Annotated in this window: 18 protein-coding genes and 1 pseudogene; 15 read left to right on the top strand and 4 right to left on the bottom strand. The window is 68.7% G+C overall.

Annotated elements, in window-relative coordinates; translation table 11 throughout:
- The first annotated feature begins 1 nt into the window (after position 1).
- From ACIRQP_RS03380 to ACIRQP_RS03330, 11 genes are all read left to right on the top strand, one after another.
- Entirely contained in the window at positions 2–1,222 is a 1,221-nt protein-coding gene (locus tag ACIRQP_RS03380; RefSeq protein ID WP_403882643.1) for a poly-gamma-glutamate hydrolase family protein, read from the top strand.
- Between the two features lie 16 nt (positions 1,223–1,238).
- Positions 1,239–1,757: a hypothetical protein gene (locus ACIRQP_RS03375; RefSeq protein WP_403882640.1), complete on the top strand. Its 519-nt coding sequence runs from the start codon at positions 1,239–1,241 to the stop codon at positions 1,755–1,757.
- Between the two features lie 62 nt (positions 1,758–1,819).
- The gene (locus tag ACIRQP_RS03370; protein ID WP_403882638.1) at positions 1,820–2,686 is read left to right on the top strand and encodes a peptidoglycan-binding protein; all 867 of its coding nucleotides are present in this window, start codon (positions 1,820–1,822) and stop codon (positions 2,684–2,686) included.
- A complete protein-coding gene (locus ACIRQP_RS03365) occupies positions 2,686–2,991 on the top strand; it encodes a hypothetical protein (protein ID WP_403882635.1) in 306 nt (101 codons plus the stop codon). Before ACIRQP_RS03370 ends, ACIRQP_RS03365 begins: the two co-directional genes overlap by 1 nt.
- Positions 2,992–3,013: 22 nt before the next feature.
- Entirely contained in the window at positions 3,014–3,331 is a 318-nt protein-coding gene (locus ACIRQP_RS03360) for a hypothetical protein (RefSeq protein ID WP_403882632.1), read from the top strand.
- Positions 3,331–3,591, top strand: coding sequence for a hypothetical protein (locus ACIRQP_RS03355; protein WP_403882629.1), 261 nt, complete (start codon positions 3,331–3,333; stop codon positions 3,589–3,591). Before ACIRQP_RS03360 ends, ACIRQP_RS03355 begins: the two co-directional genes overlap by 1 nt.
- Positions 3,592–3,722: 131 nt before the next feature.
- Positions 3,723–4,970 carry a helix-turn-helix domain-containing protein gene (locus ACIRQP_RS03350; RefSeq protein ID WP_403882626.1) on the top strand — a complete coding sequence of 416 codons (1,248 nt, stop codon included), beginning with the start codon at positions 3,723–3,725 and terminating at the stop codon, positions 4,968–4,970.
- A gap of 69 nt (positions 4,971–5,039) precedes the next feature.
- The gene (locus ACIRQP_RS03345; RefSeq protein WP_403882624.1) at positions 5,040–5,468 is read left to right on the top strand and encodes a hypothetical protein; all 429 of its coding nucleotides are present in this window, start codon (positions 5,040–5,042) and stop codon (positions 5,466–5,468) included.
- A 471-nt stretch (positions 5,469–5,939) separates the two neighbouring features.
- Positions 5,940–6,146 carry a hypothetical protein gene (locus ACIRQP_RS03340; RefSeq protein ID WP_403882621.1) on the top strand — a complete coding sequence of 69 codons (207 nt, stop codon included), beginning with the start codon at positions 5,940–5,942 and terminating at the stop codon, positions 6,144–6,146.
- A 136-nt stretch (positions 6,147–6,282) separates the two neighbouring features.
- Positions 6,283–6,786: a hypothetical protein gene (locus ACIRQP_RS03335; RefSeq protein ID WP_403882618.1), complete on the top strand. Its 504-nt coding sequence runs from the start codon at positions 6,283–6,285 to the stop codon at positions 6,784–6,786.
- 76 nt (positions 6,787–6,862) lie between these two features.
- Entirely contained in the window at positions 6,863–7,516 is a 654-nt protein-coding gene (locus ACIRQP_RS03330) for a class I SAM-dependent methyltransferase (RefSeq protein WP_403882615.1), read from the top strand.
- Between the two features lie 233 nt (positions 7,517–7,749).
- Here ACIRQP_RS03330 and ACIRQP_RS03325 read toward each other — a convergent pair.
- A pseudogene (locus ACIRQP_RS03325) lies at positions 7,750–8,367 on the bottom strand (ATPase, T2SS/T4P/T4SS family); the annotation flags it as partial.
- Positions 8,364–9,467, bottom strand: coding sequence for a septum site-determining protein Ssd (gene ssd / locus ACIRQP_RS03320; RefSeq protein WP_403882612.1), 1,104 nt, complete (start codon positions 9,465–9,467; stop codon positions 8,364–8,366). The pseudogene ACIRQP_RS03325 and the gene ssd, both read right to left, overlap by 4 nt.
- A gap of 513 nt (positions 9,468–9,980) precedes the next feature.
- On the opposite strand from ssd, the gene ACIRQP_RS03315 reads away from it, so the two are divergent.
- Positions 9,981–10,817, top strand: a complete 837-nt coding sequence (locus ACIRQP_RS03315) for an HAD family hydrolase (RefSeq protein ID WP_403882609.1) — start codon at positions 9,981–9,983, stop codon at positions 10,815–10,817.
- Between the two features lie 406 nt (positions 10,818–11,223).
- On the opposite strand, the gene ACIRQP_RS03310 is transcribed toward ACIRQP_RS03315, so the two are convergent.
- Positions 11,224–12,102: an oxidoreductase gene (locus tag ACIRQP_RS03310; protein ID WP_403882606.1), complete on the bottom strand. Its 879-nt coding sequence runs from the start codon at positions 12,100–12,102 to the stop codon at positions 11,224–11,226.
- 102 nt (positions 12,103–12,204) lie between these two features.
- Between ACIRQP_RS03310 and ACIRQP_RS03305 the strand changes: the two genes are divergently transcribed.
- Positions 12,205–13,191, top strand: coding sequence for an ATP-binding protein (locus ACIRQP_RS03305; protein ID WP_403882604.1), 987 nt, complete (start codon positions 12,205–12,207; stop codon positions 13,189–13,191).
- A gap of 45 nt (positions 13,192–13,236) precedes the next feature.
- Here the strand turns inward: ACIRQP_RS03305 and ACIRQP_RS03300 are convergent, their stop codons facing one another.
- On the bottom strand, positions 13,237–14,505 hold the full coding sequence (locus tag ACIRQP_RS03300; RefSeq protein ID WP_403882601.1) for a hypothetical protein: 1,269 nt from the start codon (positions 14,503–14,505) through the stop codon (positions 13,237–13,239).
- A 306-nt stretch (positions 14,506–14,811) separates the two neighbouring features.
- Here ACIRQP_RS03300 and ACIRQP_RS03295 point away from each other — a divergent pair, with 306 nt between their 5' ends.
- Both ACIRQP_RS03295 and acs read left to right on the top strand, forming a co-directional pair.
- On the top strand, positions 14,812–17,376 hold the full coding sequence (locus ACIRQP_RS03295) for a bifunctional SulP family inorganic anion transporter/carbonic anhydrase (protein WP_403882598.1): 2,565 nt from the start codon (positions 14,812–14,814) through the stop codon (positions 17,374–17,376).
- A gap of 239 nt (positions 17,377–17,615) precedes the next feature.
- Positions 17,616–19,571 (top strand): acetate--CoA ligase, encoded by a 1,956-nt coding sequence (acs, locus tag ACIRQP_RS03290; RefSeq protein ID WP_403882595.1) that lies wholly within the window; start codon positions 17,616–17,618, stop codon positions 19,569–19,571.
- Positions 19,572–19,737 lie beyond the last annotated feature (166 nt).

Raw genomic sequence — 19,737 nt, 5'->3', positions numbered from 1 at the left:
AATGGCTGACACATACCCCTCATACGCCGCGCTGGCCGCCGCCGAGGCCGAAGGGGTCGACTACACGCGAACCTCCCTCACACCGGCCGGGGCGACCTGGGCCAGCATCGCGATCCACGGTGGGTCGATCGAGCCCGGCTCCGGGGAAGTGGCCCGCGCGGTCGCCGACGGCCGCATGGCGTTCTTCGAGTTCGCGGGCATCAAGAACAGCGGGAACGGGGATCTGCACCTGACGAGCACGGTGTACGACGAACCGATGGGCATCGCTCTGGTGGCAGCTGCTCGGCGCTGCCTCTCCTTCCACGGCTACACCGGTACCACTGGCGTCGCCGAGACCGCGATCGGCGGACTGGATCCGGCCCTGGTGGCCCGGGTCACCGCTTCTCTGGAGACCCGGGGATTCGTCGTCATCAGCGCTCCGTCAGAGATCAGCGGCACCAATCCGCTGAACATCTGCAACAAGACGACCACGTCGGCGGGCGTGCAGCTGGAGATGAGCCGGGCCCAGCGCGCCGCTTTCTTCCCGAACGGTGACTTGTCCCGGGCGATGAGGGAGTCCGGGCAGCGGACAGCAGCATTCTGGGACTACGCGGAGGCCCTGCGGTCCGCCTACACCGGCCTCGGCACCGTCGCGCAGACCAGCATCAACGTGAGCCGCTACACCCTGATCCCGGCCCCCTCGCCCGACATCGATCTGACCGCCACCGTCGCCACCGACCGCATCGTCACCGGGGGCAGTCACTTCGTGGCGCTGGTCGGCCGATACCAGGACACCAGCAACAGCTACCTGGCGAGGTTGGAGTTCACTACCGCCTCGGCCGTCGCGCTCACCCTCCGGCGGCGCCTGGCAGGCACGGAAACCCTCCTGGGCGGCGGCACCGTCCCGGGACTCACCCACGAGCCGAACCGCCGCTTCGCCATCCGTCTCCAGATCACCGGAAGCGCCCTGCGCGCGAAAACGTGGCTGGCCTCCGGGCGCGAGCCCGCGGCCTGGACTGTCGCAGTCACCGACACATCACTGACCACGGCCGGACAGATCGGCACACGCAGCATCCTCTCCACCGCCAACACCAACGCGCTGCCCGTCCTCGCGACATGGGGCGACGTCAGCGCCCCCATCCCCCAGCGGTTCACCCTCGCGCGCGCCGTCAACGGCATCGTCAAACCACACCCGTCCGGGGCCCCGGTAGCCCTGGCCGACCCCGACGTCTGGGGCCTGTAGAACGAAAGGGGCCACCATGCCCGATCTGGTACCAGCAGGCGCGCGCGTCCGCGTCGGCGACATCAACGCCCGCGCCCCGTACACGGTCGCCTACGAATCCATCACCACGACCACGGCGGCCATCACGAGCACCACGCCGACAGCCGCCATCACCACCGACCCTCTGACGTTCCGGAACGGCCGCGCGTACCGCGTTTCCTACCGGGGCGGCATGAGCTCGAACAACCTCGGGCAACAGGGGTCCGTCCTCGTCACCCGAGGCACCGCCACCGGCCCCGCCATCCTCAACAGCCAGCGCATCCAATGCGCGGACGGACAGGCAGGAACCGTGGGCTTCTACTTTGAGAACGTCGTCGTGAACAACACCGGCCTCGACGTCGTGACCGCCTTGGTCGGCACCTACCAGATGGTCTACCAAACAGCCGGCACCAACACCGGCACGGTCGCCGTCTTCGGATCGTCCGCGACCCCTGCCTATCTCGAAGTAGTGGACATCGGCCCTGCCGCCGACTACCCCAACGCCACGCCCCTGTAACACCACCCACCCCGAGCCCCGAGCCACCAGGCCGGGGCCTTTTTCATGCCCTGGGAGGGCACATGGCCGTACCGCTCACCGCCGACCGGCTGCTCACAGTCCTCAGGAACGAAGGTCTGCGCGTCGTTGAGCACCGGAGCTGGCGCACGCACAACCGCAACCACAAGGGCCCCTGGGGGCCGATGCACGGGGTGATGATCCACCACACCGTCACCTCGGGCACAGAGGGTTCGGTGGAGCTCTGCTACAACGGCCATTCGAGCCTGCCGGGCCCGCTGTGCCACGGAGTGATCGCCAAGGACGGCACGGTCTACCTGGTCGGCAACGGCCGCGCCAATCACGCCGGCTCCGGTGACGATGATGTCCTGCGCGCGGTCATCACCGAGTCGGCGCTGCCTGCCGACAACGAGGCCAGCACCGACGGCAACCGGCACTTCTATGGTTTCGAGTGCGAAAACCTCGGCGACGGCAAAGACCCTTGGCCTGCCGCGCAGTTGGAGGCGATCGAGAAGGTGTCGGCGGCGATCTGCCGGGCGCACGGCTGGACGCAGCGTTCGGTGATCGGTCACAAGGAGTGGCAGCCGGGCAAGATCGACCCGCTCGGCTTCACCATGGACTCGATGCGCGCTCGGATCGGCGAGCGGCTCGCCGCGGCGAAGCCGAAGCCCCCGAAGCCGCCGACTTACGAGCCGTTCCCCGGGGCTGGGTTCTTCGCGGCCGGGCGCCGGAGCGCGGTCATCACGGCCATGGGCAAGCGGCTCGTAGCCGAAGGGTGCGGCCGGTACAAGGTCGGGCCGAGCCCCGACTGGTCCGAGGCGGACCGGCAGTCGTATGCCGCCTTCCAGCGCAAGCTCGGCTACGCGGGCAGCGACGCCGACGGCATCCCCGGCAAGACGAGCTGGGACCGGCTCAAGGTCCCCAACGTCTGATGAGCCAGGACCGGGGCACCCCGCCTACCGACTGGCCCGGCTTGGAAATGGACGGCCTGACCAAGCTGAACGACGACATCTACTTCGGCTGGCTCGCGGGCGGGGCCAACCCGATGTTCTGGCACTGGTGCGCCGCGCTCGCCGACGTGCCCGAGGACCGCACGGTGCACGGGCCCTGGGTCGCCGCCGGGACCAGCGCGCACACCCTCGTATCCCGCGAGCCACTGCACCTCGAACCATCCCTGCTGTGGGCCTGCTGCGGCCTGCACGGCTTCGTGCGCAACGGCCAGTGGACCCATGCCTGACCTCACAGAAACGGATCACCTCATGACCGTCAACCTCCCGGCCGCGTACTGGCTCGGTCTCCTCGCCAGCGTGGTACTGCCCGTCCTCGTCGGCCTCGTCACCACGCGCGTCGTCAACGCCGGCGTGAAGGCCGTGCTCCTGCTCGGGCTCAGCACCGCCAACGGCTTCGTCATCGAGTTCGCCGACCGGGGCCCGGGGTACAGCGTCGGCACAGCGGCCGTGCTCGCGCTCGTCTCCTTCACCCTCGGTGTCCTCATGCACTTCGGGCTGTACAAGCCGACCGGTATCGCGGGCCGCGTCCAGGACGTCGGCGCCAAGCCCCTCGCCCGAGGGGTGTGATGGGCGCCCCGCCCGATCCGGGCGTGTACATCAGCCCGGCCCAGACCTATCAGGAGGTGAGAGGTCTGGCTGAAGCGGTCGGCCGCATCGAGACCAAAATTGACGGCATCCTCGACGACACCAAGGACATCCGTGGCGACCTCCAGGACCACGAGGTCCGGCTCCGAGCCCTGGAACGCGCCCGCTGGCCCCTGCCCACCATCGGCATCCTCGCCGGAGTCGCTGGCACCGCAACCGGGATCCTCGCCCTCCTACGCTGACGCTCACCACTGCGCCCCCTGACTGGCCCTCACGGGCTGGACAGGGGGCGCAGTTGTGCGTTCTGGCACACATGAAATCGGCCTCGCCCCATACCCTGACAGTGTCGAGCTGTTCAGAGAGGGGCAAGGCCATGCCTGTTGATGCTACCCCCGACCCGTCCGACCCCATTGCGTTCGGGCAGAGATTGCTGATCCTTCGCGAGAAACGCGGCATGAGCCGACCGGTTCTTTCCGGTCTGCTGGGCATGTCCGCGTCGTGGCTGAAGCAAGTCGAAAAGGGTCAGATCCAGATGCCTAAGTTGCCAATGATCCTGCGTATCGCCGAGCTGCTGCGCGTGCGCGATCTGTCGGACCTCACTGGTGACCAGTCCCTGAGTACCGACCTGTTCATCGGCCCAGGACATCCGCGACTCGGCGCCGTACAAGCTGCTGTGAATGACTTCATGCTCACTACCAGCCAGCAAGCGCCGCCGACCGCTCACGTGAGGGCGAGGCTGGCGCGCGCATGGGCTGCACGGCACCACGCCCCGAATCACCGCGAGGTCGTCGGTGAACTCCTCCCGGACCTGATCCGAGATGCCCAACTCGCTGCCCGCCAGGCCGACTCCGCCGCCGACCGGCGGACTGCGCAGGCCGCCTTGTCAGAGGTGTACAGCCTCAGCCAGTTCTTCGTGGCCTACCAGCCTGACAGCGCACTGCTGTGGCGCGTCGCCGAGCGCGGCATGGTCTCCGCGCAGGAGAGCGAGGACCCCCATGCCATCGGCGTGGCGGCCTGGCTCGCTGCGCAGGCTCACCGAGACACCGGGCCAAGCCATTTCGACGCCGCCGACGCGATCACCCTTGAGGCGCTCCGCTACCTGACCCCACTCCTATCAGATGCAGACGACGCGGTTCGCGCGATCACCGGAGCCCTCCAGTTTGAGGCCGGTTACACCGCAGCGCGACGAGGCGAAGAGGGCGCGGCCTGGGGGTGGTGGGACCAGGCGGACAGGACGTCCAAGAGTCTGTCGCCCAGCTACTACCACCCCGTCACATCATTTTCGCGGGCCATCATGGGCGCCCACGCCGTCACCGTGGCGGTAGAACTCCGCTCCGGTGGCGAGAGCGTCCGTCAGGCCGTGGACTCCGACGCAGCCCCCATCCCATCCCGGCCCCGGTTGGCCAGGCACCGGATCGAGGAAGCGCGCGCTTACCAGCTGGACGGGCAGCCCGAAGTAGCTCTGTCCACCCTGGAGCGGGCGCACAAGGCTGCGCCAGAGACGATCAAATACAACGGGTACGCGAAGCGGATCATCTTGGAGGAGGTCGAATCCAAGACCCCCGCGCGTCGTCAGGCCGCGGCACGCCTTGCTGTGGAGCTGGGGCTCCTTGCGGCATGAAATCGAACGTGTGACCTAGGGGCTGGAATCCTGCCCCTTCTCCCGCCGTGGCCTCCATACGGTCCCTCCATGACGAAGACCGCAGCCGGGCCGGTCGCCGTAGGGCCGCCGCCGCTCGCGTTCATCTATGACCGCCACGCCACCTCGCACCGCGCTCCCATGGACTTACGGCTCGACGGATGCCGAAACTGGGCAGCGTTACACGGCTGGGAGATCGCGGGAATCTGGCTCGACCTCGGCGACAACGCGCTGATCGAGGACGACCGGCCGCAGTTCGACGGGCTGTGCAGGGCGATGGAGCTGTATGCGGGCACCCGTGAGGTTCTCTGCCTCGTCCACACCTGGGAGCGCCTCACCCGCACCGGCGCCCTCCCTGAGTACCTGCGCCGGGTAGCGGCGGCCGGCGGGTACACGGCCACGTGCCAGGGCGACGACGACCGCCAGGCGCTGGCCGCCGAGCGCCCGGCCGCGCATGCCGGATCCAGGGAACAGTCATGAGGCCCCCGGCGGGGAGCCCCGCATGTGCCTCCGGGGGGACCACCGACATCCCCGTCATTCCGCCGGAGGTTCAGGCGCCGTATGACGAGATCCTCGACCACGTCGCGCAGTGCGGCGAGTGCAGCGCCCTCCGCGACTGCCCGACCGGCACCCGTCTGCGGCAGGCCGCACGGGAGGCACGGTGACGAAGTGCCCCGGCGGCGGCCACGACTTCCCGGTAGAGGACGAGGACGGCGCCCGCTGCGAACCGCACGGCTTCACGTTGCTGTGGAACGGGCCGCTCATCACGGAAAACGACCTCCCGTCGGAGCCCGGCGCCCTCGCCCCGTGCGGGCCGTGCATGGCGGCCCGCATGTTCGACCTCCGCTCTCCGCACCGGTGCATGGGCCGGAGCGTCGCACGCGCCTTGGTCACGGGGATGGCGCTGGCGGAGCCCCAGCCGTGCCCTTGCGACTGCCAGGAGAGCACCCCATGACCAGCTGGGCCGCAAACCTCGGGGACTGCTTCCGATGCGACCGCGGCGCAATCCAGGTCACCCACGTCGGAGAGAGCATCGACCCCGACGGCGCTGAGACCCCGCTGTTCGCCTGCCGGGCGTGTACCGAGCGACTGACCGCCATGCACCAGCGCGCGCACGAGACACCCGTCCGCCGCTATGTGCCCGCCCCAACCCCCTGAACCGCTCCGGCTGGCGGGAGCCCCCCGCCCCACCGGCCGGAGCGCTAGACCCCACCCCGGGCACCTTCCTAGGCAGTCGGCACCCGGGGTGGGACAGCAAGTGCAGTGCACCATCCCACGAAGGGACGTACAGCACATGAGCACAGCAGTCATCGTGACCGACCAGCAGACGAAGGCCCGAGACCCGCAGGCCCTCCTCAACGAAGTCGCGCCTCACATCACGGAACTGACCGTCAACGTCTTCGACAGCGGCATGAGCCTGTGGGATCGCGAGGTCGCCTTGCTCCTTCGCGACCACACCATGGTCCGCGACATGGCCGAGCGGATCCTCGGCAACGCGGTCATGTACGTCATAGGGTCCATCGAGAACCCTGACGTGCACCTCGGGGTCGGCAAGCTCGTCGACATCGGCGTGCACCAGCTGATCCTCGACACCCCCGTGTGGTGGGGTCTCTGCCGTCTGTACAACGGCGGCCGCTTCAAGCACCACGCCCCGTTCATCGAGCGCCGCGGCGACGGCCTGTGCCTGCGTACCGGCGAGTTCCTCCGCTCTGAAGGCTGGCCCATCGACGAGGAGCTGTGGGCCATCGACGGGGCGAACTGTTCGCCCTGCGACGACAAGGTTCCCGACAGTCACTAACCGCCTACTCTGGCCCCTGCCCGCCCTCACCGGCGGGTGGGGGTCGTTGCCCGTCCGCACCCACGAAGGAACGCCCGTGCCAGCACTGCACGACATCGCCGCCGAGACCGAGCTGTGGGACGCCTACGCCCAGTCCGTCTTCGAGGCTGACGCCGAACCGGTTTTTCACTGGACCCAGTACGCCGGCCACGGCCCTGGCACCGAACTGCTCGGCGACCCGGACACCGCGCTGGAGATCGGGTGTGGAACCGGGCGTGCGCTGGCCTGCCTCGCACGGCAGGGGGTGAAGGGCACAGGGGTGGATCTGTCGCCCGTCATGGTCGGGAAGATCACGGAGCGGTGGGCCGAGACCGGCGCCCAGTTCGTCCACTCCGAGGTCCTCGACTTCCTGCGCGAGAACAAGCACACGTATGACGCCGTGTACTCGATCTTCGGCGCAGTCTGGTTCACGCCGCCGCACCTTCTCTTCCCCCTCGTGGCCGAGCGGCTCGCCCCGGGCGGCCGGTTCGTCTTCTCCCAGCCGCCAGCCATTCCGGGCGCCTACGGTCCACAGGGCATGTACAAGGGCGGGTTCGCCGGGAAGGCTATGTTCACCTACCGGTACAGCTACAAGCCGCAGGTCTGGGAGCGACTGCTCTTGCGAGCGGGGTTCCGCAGGGCCGAGGCCCGCGTCTTGGACGCCCCGGAACCTGGGCACATCGGCACGCTGCTCGTCCGCGCGCACGCCTGAGCCCACCCCCTGGCAGAGCCCCTACTGCTTGTGCGTCTCAGCGGCCAGGGCTCTGCCATGTCCGCTTTGCCCGCCAACCTTGGATTCAAAGGCGAGCGGGCCTGGCCTCTCGCCCCGACCGACATGGCGCGCAAAGCCGCAGGTCACAGGGCCGGAAGACCGCGATGGTCCTCCAGCTCCCGGGTGCCGCCGAGGTCTGCCAGATAGGGGTGTTCCATAGCATTATTCGGGTTCCCCGTGCCCGTGCCACCACTGATCAGGAACGACAGCCGGCACTCGATCAGGGCCCGCAACACCCGCTCCCCGCCCGGCGGTACCGTCCCCGCCGCGGTCAACTCCGCCAGCGAGAAGGCCTTGGGCCGCACCACCCGCAGCGACAGACAGGTCGAGCCGACCGCCACCGGCGGCAGCACCGCGTGCATCCGTGTCCCGTCGGGCAGTCGCGCGTCCACCCAGGGTCTGGCGTCATCGAGCCGACGCCCGGCCACGGCGGCGAGCCGCTGCGCCAGTCTCCGTACGGAGGCGGCGTCGGCGAACGTCACGGCCGTCAGCTCAAGACCGCCGCCCCGGTCCACCCACACCTGGTCGGGCGCGGAGACAAGCACGTCCGTCACCGAGGGGTCGTCGAGAAGAGGCTCCAGAGGGCCCGTCCCCACCAGCTCGCACCGCAACTCCGCCGCGGCCCCGAGCACTTCCGTATCGCCCAGCAACCGCCCCTGGGCCCGCAGCGCCGCCGCCACCCTGGCCGGTGTCGGGTCCGCCCCGCTCTCCGCGAGCCGCTGCCGTACGGCGTCCAGCAGCCCATACGCCGCCGCGCCGCCGCCCGTTCCAGCCGTCGCGCCGCCGCTCATGACGCCACGCTCCCGTCCCCGGCCCCGGCCAGCGCCCGCTCCCAGAAGGCGGTACAGAAAGCGGCGAGCGGTCCTCGCACCCGGGATCCCGGCGGCGCTCCGCCGTCCTGGGACTCCGACAGACCGGGCTCCAGGGGCAGTTCGCCCACCAGGGGCAGCCGGAGCGCGTCGGCGATCCACTGCTCGTCCAGACCGGCGGCATACGGACCCCGGACCACCACCCGCAGATCCCTGAGGACCATGCCCGCCAGCGAGGCCACCCGGCCGGCCGCCGCGACGGCCCGCAGTTCGGCGGGCACCACCAGCAGCCCCAGATCCAGCTGAGCCAGGGCCTCCGCCACGGCTTCGTCGACACGCCGGGGAAGATCCACGACCACGACCCCGCCGCGCCTGCGTGCGGCCGCGAGCACCGACCGCATGGCCTCCGGCTGAATCATCACCGAATCGCCGCGGTCCCAGCTCAGCACCCGCAGTTCATGGAGCCGGGGCAGCGACTCCTCCAGCGCGCCGCCCGCGACACGCCCCTTGGAAGCGGCGAAATCCGGCCATCTTCTGCCCTCCGCCTGCTCGCCGCCGAGCACCACATCAAGGCCGCCGCCGAGCGGATCGGCGTCGATGAGCATCGTGCGCCGACCGGCACGCGCCGCGGTGACGGCCAGAGCGCACGCCAGCGTCGAAGCGCCGGCGCCGCCCCGCCCGCCGATCACGCCGACGGTGAGCGCGGGCCGACCGACTCCTTCGGCGGCGTCCGCGATCCGGTCGACGAGCCAGCTTTCGGCGTCGGGCAGCCTCAGTACGCAGTCCGCGCCGATCTCCACCGCTCGCCGCCACACACCCGGGTCGTCCTGGTCCCGCCCGACGAGCATCACGTCCCGCCTGCGGGTGGCGCCACGGCAGCGCGCCGCCGCGTCATCGCCGACGAGAACCATCGGCGCGTCCTCCCAACACCCCTTCCGCTCCGGCACCGAATGATGGACCTGAGGCTCGGCGCCGGCCGCGGCACAGAGCCTCAGCAGATCGTCGAGCAACTCCACATCCTCAGTCAGGATCAGCGGTCCCGCCCCGCTGCTCCCGCCGATCCGCGAACGATCGGATGTCATGGATCCAGCCACGATCCCCGCCCCCTATCTCTTCTTCGATCCGGCTATCCGCGAGCGCTTCTCTCCGCGATCTCGCAGTGATCCGGTATCCGTGATTCCGGCTTCCGCGAACTTCGCGGCAGGAATCACCGTGCAGTGCAACAAGAAATCGTGTGGATCTTGCTCGAAAACTGTGGACAACTCACCAGTTGTGAATATCCCGGTAGCTCATACCGGTGACTTCCGGAGAGCAGCGCATTGGCTACACACGGTGACGGGCATGCTCGCGGAGGCGCCATCGCACGCAGAGCTTCAAGAAGGGGGACGAGTGACTTCGAAGAGCCAAAAAAGCGTCCGGACATGCGACGACCCCCGCCGGGGGGGAGAGCGGGGGTCGTCCCCACGGCCGACTCGGGGGGGGAGGAGCCGGACCGGGTTAGCACGGTCGCGAACGATCCGTGACTTCCATGGTGTACCCGAGAGCCTTCTCAGGCAAACCCACGCGCCGCAGCTTAGGCCGAATGGTGGGCGCATATGCTCGGCCTCGTGGAAAACCACTCCTTGCCGCGTACAGCAGCCTTCTTTGACCTGGACAAGACGGTCATTGCGAAGTCATCGACGTTGACCTTCAGCAAGTCCTTCTACCAAGGCGGCCTGATCAACCGCCGCGCCGTACTGCGCACCGCATACGCGCAGTTCGTCTTCCTCGCCGGAGGCGCCGATCACGACCAGATGGAGCGGATGCGGGAGTATCTCTCCGCGCTCTGCAAGGGCTGGAACGTCCAGCAGGTCAAAGAGATCGTCGCCGAGACGCTGCACGATCTCATCGACCCGATCATCTACGACGAGGCGGCGTCCCTCATCGAAGACCATCACATCGCCGGCCGCGATGTGGTGATCGTGTCCACCTCCGGCGCGGAGGTCGTCGAGCCCATCGGCGATCTGCTCGGCGCCGACCGGGTGGTGGCCACCCGGATGGTCGTCGGCGCCGACGGCTGCTTCACAGGCGAGGTGGAGTACTACGCGTACGGGCCGACCAAGGCCGAGGCGATCAAGGCGCTCGCCGCGTCGGAGGGGTACGACCTCTCCCGCTGCTACGCGTACAGCGATTCCGTCACCGACGTACCCATGCTCCAGTCGGTGGGGCACCCGTACGCGGTCAACCCGGACCGCGCACTGCGCCGGGAGGCGACGGCGCGCGACTGGCCGATTCTCGTCTTCAACCGGCCCGTGCGCCTCAAGCAGCGCCTGCCCGCCTTCTCCATGCCACCCCGGCCGACACTGGTCGCGGCAGCCGCGGTGGGCGCGGCCGCGGTGACGGCCGGGCTGGTCTGGTACGCCAGCAGACGACGGCAGTCGACCCTCGCCTGATGCCATCCAGCTCCACGGTCGCCCAACCGACCAAGGCACGCAACTCATGACCGTTTTGTCATTGTTTGAACCTAAAAGTAAAGAAGTCCAGTCAGGGGTTTCGCATCCTTGTGGACAGGAGTAGAAAGGAGTCAACGGCCCGCGAGACCAAGGACATCCGAGAGGATTACCCGTTTACGCACCAGGCCCCACGGACCGAGCATGGAAACTGAGCACCCACGCGACGTCGACCCGTCGAATACGGGCCAGCCGCACCAGGTGACGGGCGAAGTACCCGACCTGATGGGCAACACAATGAGGACGCTTGGTAACTCGGTGGACATGCCAGCGGCGGTGCCAACGAGGCGCCGCCGCAACCCTGTTCAGGCCACTTTCGCTCGGGCCACTTTCACGTGGGCGCCTCGGCTCAGGCCGCGCCCCGCTGAAGCGCTTCGCATACGGCGGTGGACTCCCGTACACCCAGTTGGATCGCCCGCCCGCAGTGGGTGATCCACGCAGCCATACCCTCCTGGGTGCCCGACAGATAGCCGTCAAAGGCGGTGGCGTACGCCGCGCGCCCCAGCTCCGCGTGGCCCACCTCCGCCGGGCAGACCGACTTGGGATCAAGACCGCTGCCGATCAGCACCACCCGCTCGGCCGCCCGCGCCACCAGGCCGTTGTACGAGCCGAAGGGGCGCAGCGCCAGTAGCTCGCCGTGCACCACGGCCGCCGTCACCAGGGCCGGCGCCCTGCTCGGCGTGATCACCAGCCGCGACAGCCCCTCCAGCCGTCCGGCCACCTCGTCCGCCTCCGGCAGCGGGGTGTTGGCCAGCGGTTCCGGAACATCGCCCCCGGGCGCCTCCACGACCGGCTCGCCCGCCAGCCGGGGCCGCCCCACGGTCTCGTCCGTGACACCCGCGCCCCCCGCGGCCACCAGATGCAGCCTGGCGAGCACCCGCAGCGGTGACTGCCCCCAGACGGAGAGGAGTTGACCTGCCTCGGCGTTCAACCGGAGCGCCGCGCCGACCGTACGGGCCTCGGCCTCCGAACCGAAGTCGCTGCGCCGGCGCACTTCTTCGAGCGCCCAGTCAGCACCGGACAGCGCCGCGGAGCCGCGCGCCGCGCGCAGGGCCGCCTCCGAAGTGACCTCATTGCTTCGGCGGCGCATCACGCGGTGGCTGTAGACACGGTCGACCGCCTTACGTACGGAATCCACCGCGCCGGAAACCCCGGGCAAGGAGGCCAGCGCGAGCAGGGGGTCCTCCGGCCGGGGCGGGAAAGAAGCGTCAGAGGCAGTCGTACTCATAAGTAGGGAGGCTACGCGCCCGCGTCGCATGCCCCACCTTGGAGTGATCTTCCGCACTCAAGCCGCTCACCTTGAGCGAGATTGCCACTACCCTAGGTGAACATGAAGATCGCTTTCGTGGGCAAGGGCGGCAGCGGCAAGACCACGCTGTCCTCGCTCTTCATCCGTCATCTGACCGCCAACGAGGCCACCGTCGTCGCGGTGGACGCCGACATCAACCAGCATCTCGGGGCCGCGCTCGGCCTCGACGAGTCAGAAGCCGCCGCGCTGCCCGCGATGGGTGCGCATCTCCCGCTGATCAAGGAATATCTGCGGGGCAGCAATCCGCGGATCCCGTCGGCCGAGGCGATGATCAAGACAACACCACCGGGTGAGGGGTCGCGACTGCTCCGGGTCGGCGAGAACAACCCGGTGTACGACGCGTGCGCCCGTACCGTCCAGTTGGACGACGGCGAGATTCGGCTGATGGCCACCGGCCCCTTCACCGAGTCCGATCTCGGGGTGAGTTGCTACCACTCCAAGGTCGGTGCGGTCGAGTTGTGTCTCAACCATCTGGTCGACGGCCCGGACGAGTACGTGGTGGTCGACATGACGGCGGGCTCGGACTCGTTCGCGTCCGGGATGTTCACCCGGTTCGACATGACGTTCCTGGTGGCGGAGCCGACGCGTAAGGGCGTGTCCGTATACCGCCAGTACAAGGAGTACGCGCGGGACTTCGGCGTCTCGCTGAAGGTCATCGGCAACAAGGTCCAGGGGCAGGACGATCTGGACTTCCTGCGCGAGGAGGTCGGCGACGACCTGCTCATCACCGTGGGCCACTCCGACTGGGTCCGGGCGATGGAGAAGGGCCGACCGATCCGCTTCGAACTCCTGGAGGCGGACAACCGCTGCGCGCTCCAGACGCTCCAGGACGCGGCGGAGGATTCGTACGAGCACCGCGACTGGGAGCGGTACACACGGCAGATGGTCCACTTCCACCTCAGGAACGCGGAGAGCTGGGGCAACGCGAAGACGGGCGTCGACCTTGCCGCGCAGGTCGACCCCGCCTTCGTCCTCGGCGAAACACCCGCCGTACCCCAGCCTTCCTGAACCGAAACGCCGAAGCCCCCGTCCTCCGTCCCGCCGTCGGCGCCGTCAGTGCTCTTCGGAGTGGTCGGCCGGACGGGCGGCCGGGGACGGGCTCTTGGGTACGGGGGCGGCCGCGAGCGCCGTCCAGCCGCCCTTGGGCGCCTTGCCGACGCGCAGGCTGCGGAATTTCTCCAGGGTCTGCGGGTCCTGCGCGTCCAGCCAGTCGGTGAGGTGGCGGAACGTCACGCACTGCACGTCCTTCTGGACACAGACCGTCTTGATCGTTTCCTCGACGGCGGTCATGTACGTACCGCCGTTCCAGGACTCGAAGTGGTTGCCGATGATCAGCGGCGCGCGGTTCCCTTTATAGACGCGGTCGAAGGCCTCCAGCAGGCCGTCACGCATCTGATTGCCCCAGTAGGCGTGCTGCGAAGGATCGCCGCTGACCGTCCCTGACTGGTTGAACATGAAGTTGTAGTCCATCGAGAGCGTCTCGATATCGCTCCCCGGCATCGGGACCAGCTGGAGCGGAATGTCCCAGAGACCGTCCGTCTTCTTCGGCCAGATCTGTTTGCTGATGCCGCTGGAGTCGTAGCGGAATCCCATCGTCTTCGCCGCTCGCATCATGTTCTTCTGCCCTTCCAGACAGGGCGTGCGGGCGCCGATCACTTCCTTGTCGTAGTCGAAGGGGAGCGGCGCCTCGTCTTTCAGACCCGCGTTGGTCCTCCAGTTCTTCACAAAGGACTTGGCCTGGTTCATCTCGCTCTTCCACTCGTCGACGGACCAGGTGCCGACGCCGCCCTCGTCGCCGCAGAAGTGGCCGTTGAAGTGGGTACCGATCTCATTGCCGTCATGCCAGGCGCCGCGTAGTTCCCGCAGGGTGTCCTTGATCCCCTGGGCGTCATTGAAACCGATGTCCGAAGTGCCGCGACCGTGCTGCGGCGGGTTGTACAGGTCGGCCTTCTCCTCCGGAAGCAGATAGACGCCGCTCAGGAAGTACGTCATCTTCGCTTTGTACTTCTTGGCCACCCCGCGGAAGTGGGAGAAGAGCTTCTGGCTGTCCTCGCCCGCGCCGTCCCAGGAGAACACCACGAACTGGGGTGGTTTCTGGCCCGGCTTCAGCCGCCCCGGCTTCGGCATGTGCGGCTGAGCGCCGGTGAACGCGGTCGAGCCGTCACCGATGAGATGCGGGGCGGCTCCGGGCGCCCTCTCGGCGCCGGAAGCACCCTTCGGGGCCACCTTGTCGGTTCCCGGCGATCCGGAACACCCCGCGAGTGCGACGGCGAGCGCCATGACGGTGGCGCCGAAGCCGATTCTCTTAGTGGCGGCCAGCATCCGCCCACCCTCTTCCTTCAGGTTTCAGTACCGAAGTGCCGAGCGGCGACTGCCGGCACGGCGCCGAGCGCCGCCAACGTCGCACTGAGACCGATGAGAAGAAGAAACGACAAGCCGTACAAGATCACTAATCACCCTCCCGGGTGAATTATTGCCCCATTTGCCCGGAAAGTAATGCCAGAATCTTTACTCTCCATTACGATCTGTTTACCGAGTGTTGAGAAAACACGTCCCGCCACTGCACGCCGTGACTCACGGCCGCGCCCCCACATACCGCGACCGCGCCGCCCGGAGGAGACGGGAAATATGACCGCCGCCATCCCCACCCGTACCGCCCCCACCGAGCCCGCGTCCCCGTTGGGGCGCGTCTCACGCTTCCGACGACCGCAAAGACCTCCGCGCGACCACCGCGAAGACCGCAACGACGACCGTGGCGGCCGCGGGGAACGCGAAGGGGGCGGGTTCCGAATCGCCGGAGCCGACGTATCCGCGTCGATCTCCGTCTTCCTGATCGCGCTGCCGCTCTCCCTGGGCATCGCTCTCGCCACCGGCGCACCGCTCCAGGCGGGCCTGGTGGCCGCCGCGGTCGGCGGTCTGGTCGTCGGCCGGCTGGGCGGAGCCCCGCTCCAGGTCAGCGGCCCCGCCGCCGGGCTCACTGTCGTCACCGCCGATCTGATCCAGCAGTTCGGCTGGCGCGTCACCTGCGCCATCACCATCTGCGCCGGGCTCGCCCAACTCGGCCTCGCGGCGCTGCGGGTGGCCCGCTCGGCACTCGCCGTCAGCCCGGCGATCGTGCACGGCATGCTCGCCGGCATCGGGGTCACGATCGCGCTCGCCCAGCTCCATATCGTGCTCGGCGGTACGCCGCAGAGCTCCGCCGTCGACAATGTGCGCGGTCTGCCCGCCCAGTTGGCCAATCTGCATCCGGGCGCGCTCTCCGTAAGCCTTCTGACCATCGCCGTACTGCTCGCCTGGCCACGGATTCCGGGGCGTACGGGCCGGATCGTTCGCAAGATCCCGGGCACGCTCGCCGCGGTGGCGATCGCAACAACCCTGGCCGCGCTCGCCGGAGTCAGTCTGGAGCGCGTCGATCTGCCCTCCTGGAGCAGCCATGCCCTGCCCGCGCTGCCCGAAGGGCCGGTGCTCGGACTGCTCGCGGCCGTTCTCACCGTCACTCTGGTCGGCAGCGTCGAATCGCTGCTGTCCGCGGTCGCCGTGGACAAGCTGACGGCGGCGCGCAAGAAGCGGGACGTCCATGTCCCGCGTGCCCGGCTGGACCGGGAGCTGGCCGGACAAGGGGCGGGGAATGTCGTCTCGGGCGCGCTCGGCGGCCTGCCCATCACAGGGGTCGCCGTACGCAGCGCCGCCAATGTGGCGGCGGGCGCGGTGAGCCGGCACTCGACCATGCTGCACGGGCTGTGGGTCACCATCGCGGCCCTGCTGCTGGTGCCCGTGCTGGATCTGATCCCGCTGGCGGCCCTGGCCGCGCTGGTGATGGTCGTCGGGGTCCAGATGGTGAACCTCGTCCATCTGCGCAGCGTGCAGCGGAATCGCGAAATGCTGGTGTACGTGGTGACGCTGGCCGCCGTGGTGCTCACCGGCGTGCTGGAAGGCGTGGTGATCGGGATCGCCGTGGCGGTCGCGGTGGCGCTGCACCGGCTCACCAGGACCCGGATCACGGTCGAGGTGCAGGACGGGATCCACCGTGTACGAGCGCGGGGCCAGTTGACATTCCTCGCCGTGCCGCGGCTCAGCCGGGTGCTGCACCAGGTGCCCTGGGACACGGACTGCGTGGTCGAGCTGGACGGCTCCTTCATGGACCACGCGGCGTTCGAGGCCCTGCACGACTGGCAGATGGCTCATATCGCCCATGGCCGTACGGCCGAGTTCACCGGGCGGGCGGGCGGCCGGATCGCCGAGCCGGCCACGGAGTCGCCCACCTGCTGCCGGCCCTGGACGCCATGGCGCAACCACCAGTGCGAAGAGCACTCCCACGGGCAGCTGAAGGCTTCGCAGCGCACAGAACATTCGCAGCGCACGGAGCAGACGCACGACGCCCCGTCCACAACCGACCAACCCGCAGCCGACCAGCCCGGCGCCACCTGGTCAGGAGCGAATACGACCGCCATGTGCCGCACGCTGTCCGCGGGCGCGGCGCGTTCACCCGGTGTCCGTCAACTGGCCAACGGGATCAGCTCCTTCCAGCGCAATACGGCGCCGCTGGTACGCGGTGAGCTGGCCCGGCTGGCGCGCGAGGGGCAGCGGCCCTCCCAGCTCTTCCTCACCTGCGCCGACTCCCGGCTGGTCACGAGCATGATCACGTCAAGTGGTCCGGGCGATCTGTTCACCGTGAGGAACGTGGGGAATCTGGTCCCGCTGCCCGGGGCGGACTGCGCGGACGATTCGGTGGCCGCGGCGATCGAGTACGCGGTGGATGTGCTGCGCGTCGAGTCCATTACCGTATGCGGGCATTCGGGATGCGGGGCGATGCAGGCCCTGCTGAACACCCCCGCCGGCACGGACGGGGCCGGGACCCCGCTACGGCGCTGGTTGCGCCATGGGCTGCCCAGCCTGGAGCGGATGCGAAGCCGTGAGCACTCCTGGGCCAGGATCTGCGGAAGGCTGCCCGCCGACGCGGTCGAGCAGCTCTGTCTGACCAATGTCGTCCAGCAGTTGGAGCATCTGCGGGCCCATGAGTCGGTGGCCCGCCGACTGGCCGAAGGCACGTTGGAGTTGCACGGGATGTACTTCCATGTCGGCGAGGCCCAGGCCTATCTGCTGGCGGACGGGGTCGGGGCCCGAGGCGACTACGGCGGCGAAGAGGTGTTCAACCGGGTGGCCCCGACCACGCTGGAGGAGTCGCGCGCCTGAACCGACCTCGTATCACATCCGTGAGAGTGTGTGGCCCCTTTCCCCACCACCCCGGGGAGGAGGGCCACTTCTCAGTCGGGCGTGGGACAGCGGATCCGGGACCGGTGTCCGAGACATGGATGCGACCCCCATCACACAGGTCTAAACCAATTTCGGAAGCCCCTTGTCACCTCGGCGTCCGCCTGATGAGCTAGGCCCGGGATATAGATAAATAGGACGCCCTGGGAAAGGGAGATGTCGTGAGCAACGAAAGCCTGGCCAACCTGCTCAAGGAGGACCGGCGGTTCGCACCGCCGCCCGAGCTGGCCGCGCACGCCAATGTGACGGCGGAGGCGTACGAGCAGGCCGAGGCGGACAGGCTTGGCTTCTGGGCCGAGCAGGCGAGGCGGCTCACCTGGGTCACCGAGCCGACCGAGACACTGGACTGGTCGAAGCCGCCGTTCGCGAAGTGGTTCGCGGACGGCGAGCTGAATGTCGCCTACAACTGCGTCGATCGCCATGTGGCGGCCGGTCACGGAGACCGCGTGGCCATCCACTTCGAGGGTGAACCGGGCGACAGCCGCGCGATCACCTACACGGAGCTGAAGGACGAGGTGTCGCGGGCCGCCAACGCTCTCACCGAGCTGGGGGTGCGGGCGGGCGACCGGGTCGCCGTGTATCTGCCGATGATCCCCGAGGCCGCGGTCGCCATGCTGGCCTGCGCCCGGATCGGGGCCGCGCACTCCGTGGTCTTCGGCGGCTTCTCGGCCGACGCCGTCGCCTCCCGTATCCAGGACGCCGACGCCAAGCTGGTGATCACCTCCGACGGTGGTTACCGCCGTGGCAAGCCGAGCGCCCTCAAGCCGGCCATCGACGAGGCCGTGGCCAAGTGCCCGCAGGTCGAGCATGTGCTGGTGGTCCGCCGTACCGGCCAGGACACCGCCTTCGACGACTCCCGTGATGTGTGGTGGCACGACATCGTCGGGCGCCAGTCCCCCGAGCACACCCCCGAGGCGTTCCCCGCGGAGCACCCGCTCTTCATCCTCTACACCTCGGGCACGACGGGTAAGCCCAAGGGCATCCTGCACACCTCGGGCGGCTATCTCACCCAGGCGGCCTACACCCACCACGCCGTCTTCGACCTCAAGCCCGAGACGGACGTGTACTGGTGCACGGCCGACATCGGGTGGGTGACCGGCCACTCGTACATCGTGTACGGGCCGCTGGCCAACGGCGCGACGCAGGTGATGTACGAGGGCACCCCCGACACCCCGCACCAGGGGCGGTTCTGGGAGATCGTGCAGAAGTACGGGGTGACGATCCTCTACACCGCGCCGACCGCGATCCGTACGTTCATGAAGTGGGGCGACGACATCCCCGCGAAGTTCGATCTGACCTCCCTGCGGGTGCTTGGCTCGGTCGGCGAGCCGATCAACCCCGAGGCGTGGATCTGGTACCGCGAGCACATCGGCGCGGGCAAGACCCCGATCGTGGACACCTGGTGGCAGACCGAGACCGGCGCCATGATGATCTCCCCGCTTCCCGGCGTGACGGAGACCAAGCCGGGCTCCGCCCAGCGCGCCCTGCCCGGCATCTCGGCGACCGTCGTGGACGACGAGGCCCGCGAGGTGCCCGACGGGGGCGGCGGCTATCTCGTCCTCACCGAGCCCTGGCCGTCGATGCTGCGCACCATCTGGGGCGACGACCAGCGGTTCATCGACACCTACTGGTCCCGCTTCGAGGGCAAGTACTTCGCCGGGGACGGCGCGAAGAAGGACGACGACGGCGACATCTGGCTGCTGGGGCGGGTGGACGACGTCATGCTCGTCTCCGGCCACAACATCTCGACGACGGAGGTGGAATCCGCCCTCGTCTCGCACCCCAAGGTCGCCGAGGCCGCCGTGGTCGGTGCCGCGGACGAGACGACCGGCCAGGCCATCGTCGCCTTCGTGATCCTGCGGGGCACGGCCGTCGTCGACGACGGGCTCGTGGCCGAGCTGCGCAACCATGTCGGCACCACGCTCGGTCCGATCGCGAAGCCCAAGCGGATCCTCCCCGTCGCGGAGCTGCCCAAGACCCGCTCCGGCAAGATCATGCGGCGCCTGCTGCGGGATGTCGCGGAGAACCGTCAGCTCGGCGATGTCACGACACTCACCGACTCGTCGGTCATGGACCTCATCCAGACCCAGCTGCCCAGCGCGACCAGCGAGGACTGAGCGGGCTGGTACGTACATAACGCAAGCGGCGGGGCGTCCGGCATCCGATGCCGGACGCCCCGTTTTGTGCTGCCGTCTCCGCTCCCCTGCGCCCCGTTCATCGCGTACAGGTAAAGTAGGCAGCGCGTAAATAACACAACAAGATTTTCAAGGTGCGCCGGGAAGT

It is taken from the genome of Streptomyces sp. NPDC102274, from assembly GCF_044766385.1.
Lineage (GTDB): Bacteria > Actinomycetota > Actinomycetes > Streptomycetales > Streptomycetaceae > Streptomyces.
This window is presented reverse-complemented; position numbering and strand designations above follow the sequence as displayed.

Bases quoted from the DNA above. Each gene is read 5' to 3' on its own strand.
- ACIRQP_RS03380 (WP_403882643.1), top strand. From the start codon at position 2: ATGGCTGACACATACCCCTCATACGCCGCGCTGGCCGCCGCCGAGGCC.
- ACIRQP_RS03375 (WP_403882640.1), top strand. From the start codon at position 1,239: ATGCCCGATCTGGTACCAGCAGGCGCGCGCGTCCGCGTCGGCGACATC.
- ACIRQP_RS03370 (WP_403882638.1), top strand. From the start codon at position 1,820: ATGGCCGTACCGCTCACCGCCGACCGGCTGCTCACAGTCCTCAGGAAC.
- ACIRQP_RS03365 (WP_403882635.1), top strand. From the start codon at position 2,686: ATGAGCCAGGACCGGGGCACCCCGCCTACCGACTGGCCCGGCTTGGAA.
- ACIRQP_RS03360 (WP_403882632.1), top strand. From the start codon at position 3,014: ATGACCGTCAACCTCCCGGCCGCGTACTGGCTCGGTCTCCTCGCCAGC.
- ACIRQP_RS03355 (WP_403882629.1), top strand. From the start codon at position 3,331: ATGGGCGCCCCGCCCGATCCGGGCGTGTACATCAGCCCGGCCCAGACC.
- ACIRQP_RS03350 (WP_403882626.1), top strand. From the start codon at position 3,723: ATGCCTGTTGATGCTACCCCCGACCCGTCCGACCCCATTGCGTTCGGG.
- ACIRQP_RS03345 (WP_403882624.1), top strand. From the start codon at position 5,040: ATGACGAAGACCGCAGCCGGGCCGGTCGCCGTAGGGCCGCCGCCGCTC.
- ACIRQP_RS03340 (WP_403882621.1), top strand. From the start codon at position 5,940: ATGACCAGCTGGGCCGCAAACCTCGGGGACTGCTTCCGATGCGACCGC.
- ACIRQP_RS03335 (WP_403882618.1), top strand. From the start codon at position 6,283: ATGAGCACAGCAGTCATCGTGACCGACCAGCAGACGAAGGCCCGAGAC.
- ssd (WP_403882612.1), bottom strand. From the start codon at position 9,467: ATGACATCCGATCGTTCGCGGATCGGCGGGAGCAGCGGGGCGGGACCG.
- ACIRQP_RS03315 (WP_403882609.1), top strand. From the start codon at position 9,981: ATGCTCGGCCTCGTGGAAAACCACTCCTTGCCGCGTACAGCAGCCTTC.
- ACIRQP_RS03310 (WP_403882606.1), bottom strand. From the start codon at position 12,102: ATGAGTACGACTGCCTCTGACGCTTCTTTCCCGCCCCGGCCGGAGGAC.
- ACIRQP_RS03305 (WP_403882604.1), top strand. From the start codon at position 12,205: ATGAAGATCGCTTTCGTGGGCAAGGGCGGCAGCGGCAAGACCACGCTG.
- ACIRQP_RS03300 (WP_403882601.1), bottom strand. From the start codon at position 14,505: ATGCTGGCCGCCACTAAGAGAATCGGCTTCGGCGCCACCGTCATGGCG.
- ACIRQP_RS03295 (WP_403882598.1), top strand. From the start codon at position 14,812: ATGACCGCCGCCATCCCCACCCGTACCGCCCCCACCGAGCCCGCGTCC.